The 12,484-nt window shown below is 38.3% G+C and carries 8 protein-coding genes; 7 read left to right on the top strand and 1 reads right to left on the bottom strand.

Annotation, left to right across the window (positions count from 1 at the left end; all coding sequences use genetic code 11):
- Positions 1 to 517: 517 nt before the first annotated feature.
- From HGH91_RS22660 to HGH91_RS22690, 7 genes are all read left to right on the top strand, one after another.
- On the top strand, positions 518 to 2,128 hold the full coding sequence (locus HGH91_RS22660; RefSeq protein ID WP_211092393.1) for a vitamin K epoxide reductase family protein: 1,611 nt from the start codon (positions 518 to 520) through the stop codon (positions 2,126 to 2,128).
- 472 nt (positions 2,129 to 2,600) lie between these two features.
- Entirely contained in the window at positions 2,601 to 4,079 is a 1,479-nt protein-coding gene (locus HGH91_RS22665; protein ID WP_168741085.1) for a TlpA family protein disulfide reductase, read from the top strand.
- A gap of 54 nt (positions 4,080 to 4,133) precedes the next feature.
- A complete protein-coding gene (locus HGH91_RS31125) occupies positions 4,134 to 5,459 on the top strand; it encodes a hypothetical protein (RefSeq protein ID WP_211092394.1) in 1,326 nt (441 codons plus the stop codon).
- Positions 5,460 to 5,509: 50 nt separating this feature from the next.
- Positions 5,510 to 7,693: a peptidase domain-containing ABC transporter gene (locus HGH91_RS22675; RefSeq protein ID WP_168741086.1), complete on the top strand. Its 2,184-nt coding sequence runs from the start codon at positions 5,510 to 5,512 to the stop codon at positions 7,691 to 7,693.
- A gap of 10 nt (positions 7,694 to 7,703) precedes the next feature.
- Positions 7,704 to 9,053 (top strand): HlyD family secretion protein, encoded by a 1,350-nt coding sequence (locus HGH91_RS22680; protein WP_168741087.1) that lies wholly within the window; start codon positions 7,704 to 7,706, stop codon positions 9,051 to 9,053.
- A gap of 98 nt (positions 9,054 to 9,151) precedes the next feature.
- Entirely contained in the window at positions 9,152 to 10,054 is a 903-nt protein-coding gene (locus HGH91_RS22685; protein ID WP_168741088.1) for a polysaccharide pyruvyl transferase family protein, read from the top strand.
- A 202-nt stretch (positions 10,055 to 10,256) separates the two neighbouring features.
- Positions 10,257 to 11,552, top strand: a complete 1,296-nt coding sequence (locus HGH91_RS22690) for an acetylxylan esterase (RefSeq protein ID WP_168741089.1) — start codon at positions 10,257 to 10,259, stop codon at positions 11,550 to 11,552.
- Positions 11,553 to 11,674: 122 nt separating this feature from the next.
- On the opposite strand, the gene HGH91_RS22695 is transcribed toward HGH91_RS22690, so the two are convergent.
- Entirely contained in the window at positions 11,675 to 12,445 is a 771-nt protein-coding gene (locus tag HGH91_RS22695; protein ID WP_168741090.1) for a DUF1080 domain-containing protein, read from the bottom strand.
- Between the last annotated feature and the right edge of the window lie 39 nt (positions 12,446 to 12,484).

Consider the following 12,484-nt stretch of genomic DNA (forward strand, 5'->3'; position numbering starts at 1 on the left):
CGATGGAATGTTCGCCTGTAGGCCTTCTTGTTGTCATACCGTTCCTTCCCTAATTATTCCTCTCTTAACAAGACTCATCAAAAACCAGCACTGCCTGCAATTAGCCAGGTAATATTTTCATGGATAGCATTGCTCAAATACAAAGGTGAAATCTCACGTTTTTTATCTTGTAAAAAATATCTCTATATTTAATTTTTAAAAATATTATTATTGTGAATAGCTTAAGTAGCATAAAAGATTTTGTTCCATTATTAACCAAAGGTAGCTTAAAACCCTAAGTGAATTCAGTTTATACCCGTCGTTGATGGTACCCTACATAGGTATTGTTGTATGGAAGTGATATTTAAGAACCACGTCATAAATATCGACCCAGTAGTCTACCAGTAAATATTATTGATCAATCGGTATTCAAGTGATAAGTTTACCACTTAACTACTTGTATTTGATATTGATATTCTATTTCCTATTTGTTCACTCAAATGATTAGGTCCTCGTTATGGTAAGCATTTTTAATCCCGTGAAGCCGAATGTAATTCGAGTTGCTGAGCTACTCTGTAAAATTGCGCAAATTAAAATTACAAAAAGTACTATCAGGCAAGAACTACAGAAGCACCCAAATTTCCCGTCTCTATTAAGCTTGAGTGATCTTCTAGATGATTTTAAGGTTGAAAATGTGACTGCGAGATTCAATCCAGATAAGATTGATGATATTCCTTTACCGTTTATTACTATAGTAAAAGGTAACAATCAAAAGAAGAATTTCATTACAATTGTCAAGAATACTAAAGGAAGACTTGTGTCCCTTTATGATTATGAAAATCGTAGCTGGGCGAATATTTCGAGGGAAGATTTTACTGCTAAATGGTCCGGAGTGGCATTGATGGTTAACAGTAACGCTGAATCAGGTGAAGTTGGATATGAATTAAGACTAAGGGAATCACGAAATAAGCTTATTCGTTGGCTTTTACCATTAGCCCTGATGTTGATCGTGTTTAGTCTGACCAATTTTCTACCAAATGGGCCGATAAGCGGGATGCCTAGAGTGCCAGGTATCCTCTTTTCTACGCTAACTGCTTTAGGGTGTTGTGTCTCGATCTCCATTTTGTGGTTAGAATTAGGCCGCCATAGCCCGCTATTGCAAAAAATGTGCAATTTGAATTCAAGTATGAGTTGTAGTACTGTATTGAATTCCAAAGGGTCAAGAATATTTGGTATTAAATGGAGCATAGTTGGGTTTTCATATTTTGGTGGGGGACTTCTGACTATTATTCTATGTGGGGCATTTAATCCGGGTACGCGAATAATCCTGTACTGGTTTGTCGTCCTGGCTTCCATGTATGTCGTTTATTCATTGGTTTTCCAGTGGCTTATAGTAAAAAGATGGTGTACGTTATGTTTGGTGATCCAAGGTATTTTAGCAAGTCAACTTGTGCTTCTCCTAAATGAGGGTCGTCCTAATTTGAATGACTTGCTTTCCGTTCCGTTTATAAGTTACCTCTCGATATCTTTTGTCTATATACTAGTATATTTCATTTCCAGTATAGCGATGCCACTTTTTGAAGAAGCCAAAGAGGCAGCACGACATAGGAATGATTTGGAAAGGCTAAAAAGATCAAAGCAAATTTTTAATGCACTGTTGTCTAAAGAAAAAGTAGTACAGAATCCAAAAAATATTGGTATAACGATAGGAAACGATGATGCGTTAAACAAGGTTATTAAGGTTTGTAATCCATATTGTGACCCTTGCTCAAACGCACATAAAGCCTTGGATGAATTATTGTCAAGCATCGAGGATGTTCAGATTCAAATTATTTTTACGGCCAGTGTTAGCGATAATGACAGAAAGAGAGAACCTGTCAGACATTTAATGGCAATTGCCGATAGTAATAATGAAGATATCATAAAACGTGCTTTAGACGCCTGGTATCTTTCTGACACTAAAGATTACCAGAAGTTTGCAGCGAAGTTTCCTGTTGGCCCAGAGCTATTAACCCAAGATTCAAAAATTATCTCGATGTGGAATTGGTGTAATGAAAACGATATTACTTATACACCAACGCTATTTGTAAATGGACAACGCCTACCCGACATCTATAGAATATCCGACTTGAAAGCGCTACTGCAGTGATATATGATGAAATACCGCTGGCCCAATACTTTATGGGGTTATGCTACGACGATACTAGAAAACATAACTGTTATAATTAACAAATCTTCTAAATGGGATCAATTGGTGAACGCGCGCTATCAACGTTCCCTTTAGGCCTAAATTCACAAGGCTGATGCTGTGAAAATTTATCAAATTTAATTCTAACAACATGAAAAAACTGGAATTCCACGCTCTGGAGATCGGAGCAAATGAAATCCTTACCAAAAGACAACTAAAAAGTATTTTAGGTGGAAGCGGATCTTGTTGGGTACATTGTAATGGTAGTGACACGACCTTAATTGCCAATTGTGATAAAAGTACAATAGAGGAGACATGCGGCTCGAGTGAGGTATTCGGTTGTTCCTGCGCTACCAGCTAATCATCTATTTTCGGCCATCTATGTAAACATAGATGGCCAAATTCTGTAAAAAGAAACCCTGATAAACGTAATATGAACATTTCAATAATGTATTGTTTAAGAAATTTCTCCATTCTTTTTATATACTTGTTTGCAACGTTCCGGGCAATTGCCTGCTTTCCAGGTAATCCTGAGGGGTACGTCAGCATTGTCGGAATTTCAGAATATGAAAAAATTACGTTTGTAAGGCTGCAAAGACAAACATATTTATGGGATGACTTCTTTAATCCTATTTTTGATCTAACTATACGTGGTAATCATCAAAAATTTGAATCACAATTTCTGCTTCAATCACCTGCTTTATTGAACTTTAATATTATTGGTAGAAGCATAAAAATATATGTCACCCCCGGAGATAAGATATCGTTTCTTATCAGGAAAAGTTCATCTTCGAGGCCGGAAGTGGTATTTAATGGACAACGTTCGAGCAACTACAATTACGGAGAACTTTACGAGAATAGAAATTTCATCTTGAACAGGAAATTAATATATACTGCACAGCAGTCGCCAGACTCTTTCAAGCTTTTGATTGACGATTGGTACAAAAATGAGATCCAGCTGCTTCGGAATTTTAAACTTGAGCATGACGACTTTTCTAAAAGCTATTATGAGTATATGCTACAAGATATTGGATTCAGATACGCGTCGCTTTTATATTCTCCTTTTCGAAAAGACAAATCTCTTTACAAGCATGTCCCAGACTCTTATTTTCTGCAATCAGATAGAATATTTACGACTGCAAAAATTTCTCAATTTTCGGAAAATGCAATGGATGCGTTAGCATCTAAATATATCTTTGGATATAATAATAATAATAATATAGAAGAAAATTACTTTAACGTCTACAAGAACATCATTAAAAGATTTAATGGCCCAACCAGGGAATATCTCCTATGCAATTTTTTTGGAATACTATCAAAGACGCAGAATGAAAATTGCCTAATTTTTTTATCAGCACATTTTGATGATGCAAATCGCTATATAAGTGATACTAATTATATAAAGTACCTAGAGAGGTGCAACCGGAATATCTCAAAAGTTGGTCGGGCTATCCCTGATTCTATAGCATTGAATACTATACTGGTATCCTACAATGGTGATACAATATCTATGAAACAGCTATTAAATTTGTATACGAATAAGCCCCTCTATATTGATTTATGGGCAAGTTGGTGTAGTGCCTGCCGAATTGACATTAAAAATTCAGCGGCGGCCAAAGCCTATTTCAAAAAAGAAGACATACAAAATATCTACCTCTCGCTTGATAAAGGATCACAGGCACCCGATTGGAAAAAGGCTTCTGAGATGGATGGAATTATCGAAAACCAATTCATAATTGTTAATGAATTCTCATCTAAATTCATTAAGTACTTAGGCGTTAAATATCTACCTCGCTATATTGTTTTGTCAAAAGAACATACAGTTGCAAGTTATGATGCGCCAAGGCCCAATAATGCACAGTTTGCAGAACTGAAGAAAGTGTTTGAGGCAGAAGCGATAAGTGGCCGCTAGGCATAGAATGCGTAAAAATTATTCTTGAAATTTATTGCAAATAAATTGATTTTTATGAATAAGGGAAATAGCATACCGACTTATATTGTTAACCTCGCTAGACGACCTGATCGTAAAGAGCATGTTTTGAATCAATTCAAAGATAAGAAAGAATTTGATGTCAGGGTTATTGAAGCTTATGAGCATAAAATAGGCTCATATGGTTTTTGGAGGACTATAACTTCAATATTATCAATCGCGAAAGAAAATCAACATGAATTTGTGCTTATTTGTGAGGACGACCACGAGTTTACCCCAAATTACAATTATAAGCTCCTTAACGAATCAATCCTCGCTGCATATGCGTTAAACGCAGATTTATTGTGCGGCGGCGTGAGTTGGTTCAATGGGGCACTGCCTGTTAGAGAGAATCTCTATTGGATTGATGCCTATAATGGAAACCAGTTCATTGTAATATTCAGAAAATTATTCGACAAAATTTTAGACAGTGTTTTTTATAGCAATGAAACAACTGACTTCAAGTTATCAATGTTGGCTTCACAGAAATTTTTTATATTTCCATTCGTATCGATTCAGAAGGATTTTGGATATTCTGATGTTACTTTAGCAAACAACACCCCAAATTACATTTCCACGCTATTTCAGGACAGTAGTAACGCTGTAATTACGTTGAAATCAGTAGCTGAGTTTTTCCATAAAAATCCAGCAAAGCGTTGCAACATTTCATTTGAGAATACATCTATACCGACATACATAATTAACTTATCAGAAAGGACGGATAGAAGAGCCTCTATTATAAATGAGTTTAAAGGGAAACCAGAATTTGATGTAAAGATTATAAATGCTATAAAGCATCCTATTGGAGCAGTAGGATTATGGCGAACTATTCAGAAGATTATCCATCTTGCAATTGAAAATGAGGATGAGATAATTGTTATATGTGAAGATGATCATCAGTTTACGACTCAGTATTCAAAGGATTTTTTGTTTAAAAACATTTTTGAAGCATATAGTCAGGGTGCAGATTATCTATCTGGAGGGTCCGGCGGAATTCATCATCCGATACCAATTTCCCCAAGTCGATTCTGGGGTGCAGAGTGCCTGTCAACGCAATTTATAATTATCTATAAAAGGTTTTTTTCAACGATCTTAAATGAGGAATATGACGAGTCCGTTAGAGCCGATATAATACTATCTGAAATTACTTCTAACAAAGCAGTTATTTTTCCATTTATTTCTACCCAAAAAGAGTTTGGATACTCAGATGTTACAGACCTTCACAATCTGGGCAGTGACGTTGTATTAAATCTTTTTGAAAAAAGTGAATCGAAACTGCAACGTATAAGGCTAGCACATAACAAGTATTGTATGGATGAATAAATAAATCACCTTCCTGCAATTATAAACCTCACATATTGAAAAGCTGTGCAATGTCCTTTACTTTTTATCGACAATTGAACTCAATGGATTGTGGAGCGGCGTGTTTAAGAATGGTAGCCAAATACTATGGTAAACATTTTAACTCCGCAACAATTAGAGCAAATGCGGGATTTACGACCCAAGGCGTTTCTATGTTCGGATTAAGCGAAACTGCTGAAATGATGGGATTTAGAACTAGAGCTTTACAGATTGACTTTAAGAAACTAATGCTTGTTCCTTTGCCTGCTATTTTGCATTGGAATAACAACCATTTCGTTGTATTGATAGAGCTAAATGAAAAGAAGGCAAAGATTGCAGACCCTAATAAAGGTATAATTACCTATAACACATCAACCTTCAAGGAATCATGGTGCGTAAAAAACGTAGAAGCCGGTGTTGGCACCGTATTGATTTTGGAACCAACCCAGGCATTCTATGACCACACAGATGAGATTGAAGTTAAGCGGAATTGGAGTATTGCTGTTACACATCTATCTAAACATAAAAAGAGAATTGCCCAGGTATTAGTTACGCTACTTATATCTTCCATTTTGCAGCTTATCTTTCCATTTTTCGCGCAGTCATTGGTAGATACTGGCATTAATACGCGCAATCTACAGTATGTAACCATCGTTTTAATTGCACAGCTCACATTAACTTTTAGCGCTACAATTATATCATTTATTAGAAATAGAATCCAGCTGAGAATATCGAATGTATTAAACATTTCTTTACTTTCCGATTTTTGGGTCAAGCTCACCAGGTTGCCAATCTCCTACTTTGATTCGCAATTAACCGGAGATATTATTCAACGGCTTAGTGATAATAGACAAATTCAATCATTTTTCACAGGTCCGGCAATAGGATCTGTTTTTTCAGTATTAAACTTCTTTCTGAGCGCTATAATTTTAGTTTTCTATAGTACACAACTATTTCTAATATTCTTAACGGGAACAATTTTCTATTTCCTTTGGATTTATTTCTTTCAAAAAATTCGCCGGAAAATAAATTACGCAACCTTTAGAATCGCTGCTAAGGAAAATAATGCCACATTACAATTGATTCAAGGTATGCAGGAGATACGTTTAAATAATGCAGAAAAAACTAAACGTTGGGAATGGGAAGATATACAGGCTAAACTTTTTAAATTGAATTTCAGATCGTTGAATTATAGTCAATGGCAAACTGCAGGGGCCCTTTTTATAAACCAAAGCAAAGAAATATGTATTACCTTTCTTGTTGCCAACATGGTAATCAATGGTCAATTGACGTTTGGGGCAATGTTGGCAATACAATATATTATCGGACAGATGAATGGTCCAGTTCAGGAGATTATTTCTTTCGTACAGGCTCTTCAAGATGCAAAGATCAGCTTAGAACGGCTTAATGACGTATATAGAATACAGGACGAGGAATCTATCGAAAAATCCTTGATTAAAGTTTTACCGAAGTGTAAAGATATTCAATTTGATAATCTATCATTTAAGTATCCTGGTGCGGGAAATGAACTTGTTCTAAATAATATTTCCTTGCATATCCCCGAAGGGAAGATTACGGCTATTGTAGGATCTAGCGGTAGTGGCAAAACCACACTCCTGAAACTATTGCTCAAGGTCTATGATAGTTATGAAGGAGATCTGCGTGTGGGAGAGAGCAAGCTGAAGAATATAAGTCATTCTTATTGGCGTAGTCAATGCGGAACTGTATTACAAGATGGTTTTATTTTCAACGATACAATTTTGAATAATATAGCCGTTGGGAATTCAGTTGTTAATCACAAAAGACTAACATATAGCTGCAACATGGCAAATATCCGGGAGTTTATAGATTCTTTGCCAAAAGGATTTAATACTCCTTTGGGCATTGGAGGGGTTGGTATTAGTCAGGGGCAGAAGCAGCGGATACTGATAGCCAGGGCAATTTATAAAAACCCTCAGTACTTATTCTTTGATGAGGCTACTAACTCACTTGATTCCAATAACGAGAAGGCTATTATTAACAATTTAAACGATTTTTTCCTGGACAAAACAGTCATTGTCATTGCCCATAGGTTAAGTACGATTAGAGATGCCGATAAAATTATTGTATTACATAACGGAGAAATTGTCGAAGAAGGAACACATGGTGAACTTATAGAACTTGGAGGAAAATATAATGAATTGGTGAGAAATCAAATGGAAATGATAAATAGATAAATCCTATTCTATGGTAGAAAACAATGCAGCTACAAAAGAAGAGATAATGCAGCCGGCTTTGGTTTTAAATAACGATATTTATGACGATGAGCGTTTTAAAATATCTGATGGTGCCTCCGATATAATTTCTGAGAACTTGGGAGTGTTCGAAAGATGGGGTTTATTAATTTGCATCATTGTACTATTGCTATGCTTTGCTGCTTCGTGGTTTATTGAGTACCCCAATATAGTTAAATCAAGGGGAGTTCTTTGGGCAGAAAATGGTCCAAAGGAGATAATTCCTAGACAGAATGCCAGGTTAGTTAAGCTGTTGGTTGTTAATAATCATAAAGTCGAAAAGAATGGTACAATTGCCTGGCTGGAAAGCACAGCCAATCACGAGGAAGTAATAAAGCTATCAGTATTATTGGACAGCACTGAAAGGTGGGTAAATGAAGGAGCATTCTCAAAATTGTCATGGGCCTTTAATACAAAATTTGATAGGCTGGGAGAACTTCAGGATCGCTATAGAGATTTCATGGTATCCTATCAGAAATTTTGCGACTACAAGGTTAATGGATTTTATCTAACTATGTTGGGCTTAATAGAAAAAGATATAGGTTCCCTGGACGAATTGAAGCATAGAATTGAGTATAAGGAAAGCTTAGTCAGAGAAAGTGTTAAACTGGCAGGCGAATCTTTTGTAATGAATGAGAGCCTAATGAAACAAAAGGTGCTTTCGTTAGAGCAATTTAGAGTTCAAAAAAGAGAGTATGTAAACCAAGAAGCGGTCATTCCTGATTTACAGGCTAGCTTGATACAGAATGATGCACTTCAACGAGAAAAGCGTAAGGAATTAATACAAATTAACCATGACCTATCTCAACAGCAGATATTTTTTTTTCAGGCACTTCATTCTTTTCAAAGCGCAGTATGTGATTGGAGCAGAAAATATATTATTAGTTCACCAGTTTCCGGAATAATTTCTTTTGTAGTTCCATTGCAGGAGAATCAGTCTGTTGTTTCAGGGGATATTATTGGCTATATAATCCCTGAGGATACTAAATACAGCGTTAGGACATATCTTTCCCAAAATAATTTCGGAAAAGTAAAAGTTGGTCAAAATGTTCAGTTAAGATTTGATGCTTATCCTTATAATGAAGTAGGGATCGTTGAGGGCACATTAGGTTACATTTCAAATATCCCAACGGATAGTGGTTTTTTAGCCACAGTTTATCTGGATCGAGGGCTATTTACAAATAACCACTATTATATTCCATATAAGAATGGATTGAAAGCCGATGCCTTAATTATTACTGAGAATATGCGGTTATTAAAACGGCTATATTTTAGCATGATAAAAGATGTTACGGTCAAATAGAATATAAGGCTAACCGGACATGTCTTGAGAGATTGAAAGCGGATGTTGTAGATATATTAGAGAAATTTATTGATAACCGAAAAATACTTTGTTAACTAATGGAAAATATTAGATTTGCTGGCTTTTCATATGAGGGGTTAAATAATTTGGGTGACCACATCCAGTCTATATGTATGGAAAGGTTAATACCTCTAGTGAAAAAGCGCTTTAATAGAGATAAATTAGGTCAGATTTTAGATCCTGCAAAATATGTAGTTGTAATGAATGGCTGGTTTACTCACAGTCCTCAGTATTTTCCACCTTCCGATACAGTTTTTCCTTTTTTTTGGGGGTTCCATGTGACCAATTCTTGTTGGGACAAAATGTCAACACCTAACTGTATAAACTACCTGAGAACTCATTCCCCCATTGGTTGCCGTGACAGCTTTACACAAAAATGCCTCGGCGAGATTGGAGTTGATTCATTTTATAGTAAATGTCTATCATTAACTCTTCCAAAGAGAAAAAAAAGGCCAACAAACGGATGGAACATTTTGGTGGATGTGCCCATTCCGCTACCCGCTTTTATTGAAGATAATGCAATCCACGTCTCTCATAGGATTTCTCCAAACGTTCCTGAAAAAGATAAGTTTGAGCAGGCGCAAAAGCTTCTCGCCTTATATAGAGATTCGGCTAATTTAATTGTTACAACCAGATTGCATTGTGCTTTACCCGCAGCTGCTATGGGTATTCCGGTTATATTTCTGGGAGATCCTAATGATTATAGGCTCTCTTTGTTATCTGATATTGGCGTAAAGATTAATTCTTATCCAAATGACTTTAATACGGAGAAGGAAACGTTTATTAATGATATTAAGCGGCTATGGTCTGAAGTAGATTGGAAGGTAGAACCCGTTAATTTTGAAGCGGAAAAGAAATCTTTAATTACAGAATTTGAAGAAAGGCTTAACGCAAGAATTGGTATTTTAAATCAGTATTATCCGACTAAAATAATTGTTTGAGATATAAAAAAGCAAATGTTTTTCAGCGTTTACATGCTCCATGAAACCGGATAAAGTGGAATAGTATTACATAACGTAGCAAGACTAAAAGTAAAGATTCAATTTGAATATTGGAATACTATCCTGTCAAATTTTCTCACTAATTTACCTATCTTGGTATACACATATTCCACGTTTTTCTGAACCCATATACGTAACTATCATGTCTTTACGTCATACCAGTTTTTTATTGCTGCTGTTTCCATTTCTTGCTGCCGGCGCCCAGGACTTCCATCAGTCCAATACCGACGAATCGAAAGTGCCGCCCTATACCCTGCCGGATGTGCTGAAAATGCCCGATGGCAAAGAAGTACATACCGCCGCACAGTGGCAGCATACCCAACGTCCCTACGTTTTCCATCTTTTCGAGGAAAATGTATATGGTAAATTCCCCCGGACCCCTGTTAGTATGCGTTCAAAAGTGATGTCCACCGATGAGCATGCCTTGAATGGCACGGCTATCCGCAAACTGGTGGATATCTATTTTAACAATGATACTTCAGCCGTGATTCACCTCCTGATGTACCTGCCCCGTACTCCCCGCCCGGCGCCGGTATTCCTGGGTATGAACTTCTTTGGTAACCAATGTGTTTCCAATGATCCTGCGATACCAATTACAGAGAAATATACCATCAATGGTTCCGGCGTAGTCAATAATCATGTTACAGTAGCCTCCCGCGGGAGCCAGGCAGAGCGATGGCAGGTAGACACCCTGTTGGCGCATGGTTTTGGCCTGGTCACCTTCTTCTATGGCGATGTGGAAGAAGATTACCCCGAAGGATGGAAACAGGGATTCCGCACTAAACTACGCACCGCGCTGAAAACAGCGCCGGAAGAATGGAGCGCCATCGGCGCCTGGGCCTGGGCACTATCCAGGGTGATGGATTACCTCCAAACAGATCCCCGGGTAAATGCCAGACAGGTATGTTTGAACGGACATTCCCGCCTGGGCAAGACCGCTCTCTGGGCCGGCGCAGCCGATCCCCGGTTTGCCATCGTGATATCCAACGAGTCGGGTGAAGGCGGAGCCGCACTGGCCCGGCGCTGGTACGGCGAAACTATGCCGATTATCAACGACCACTTTCCCCACTGGTTTAACAGCCAATACAAACAATACAGCACCCACATTAACGATATGCCGGTAGATCAGCATATGCTGCTGGCATTGATAGCGCCACGACCTTTATACGTGGCCAGCGCAGAAGGCGACCAATGGTCTGATCCAAAAGGTGAATTTTTAAGCGCCTGGCATGCCGGCGTAGTGTACAAATTATTCGGAGAAAAGGCGATCGGCAGCGATCAGTATCCCGCGGTGCATCAACCGGTGGGAGACTGGGTAAGATATCATGTGCGGGCAGGGAAACACGATGTAACGATATACGACTGGCAACAATATATTGCCTTTGCAGAGCGGTTCTTCCCTCGCAAAGGAGCAAAGAAGCAAAGCAGCAAAGATTGAAGCGAATTTTAAGCCCGCAAAGCGTGAAGATTACGTAGTAATTTTTACATTACATAATCTTCACGCTTTGCGGGCTTAAAATTCGCTTCAATCTTTGCTGCTTTGCGCCTTCGCGAGAAAAATTACAACTCTCTTACCCAGATATTGCGGAAGCTCAGCGGCTCGCTCTTATCACCATGTGCCTGCAGCTTAATCGGGCAGGCCCCATGTGCCTGGCGGTAAGCCGGAGCGCCAATGTATTGGGTAGGTCCTTTTACTTCTACATTGTTCTGTACCAGTACACCGTTGAATAAAACGGTTACCCGGGCAGGACTGGTCAGCGAACCATCTGCCGCAAAAACAGGAGCAGTCCAGATCACGTCATACACATTCCAGTCTCCCGGCGCCAGGGTAGGATTAGCCAGGGGAACAAATTGTTTGTAGATACTACCGGCCTGACCATTCGTATAGGTTTTATTCTTATAAGAGTCGAGCACCTGTAATTCATAACCCGCATCGCCTTTACCCAGGGAAGCCAGGAATACCCCGCTGTTACCGCGGGCCTGACCGGAACCGGTAATATCAGAAGGCACTCTCCACTCGATATGTAACTGGTAGTTAGTAAAGCTCTTTTTGGTTTCGATATTACCTACATGTTTATTGACGGTCAGGATACCGGAACCTACCGTCCATTCGGCGGGTTTGCTCCGGTCGTCGGCCATTACCCATTGTTCCAGGTTTTTACCGTCAAATAAAATTACCGCATCGGAAGGCGCTGCACCGCATTTGCCGGGTTTTACTTCTGGCGGAACGGGCGTATATACTTCTGTATCCTCTGGCTTTGCTTTTTCCTGAGCCTGAGCCGCGCAAAAACCACCTGCCAGCAGCATCGTAAATAAGAATTTTCTTTTCATAATCAATTTTTAACTGGAATGAATACCTGGGTCAAAATA

It is taken from the genome of Chitinophaga eiseniae (assembly GCF_012641265.1).
Taxonomy (GTDB): domain Bacteria; phylum Bacteroidota; class Bacteroidia; order Chitinophagales; family Chitinophagaceae; genus Chitinophaga; species Chitinophaga eiseniae_A.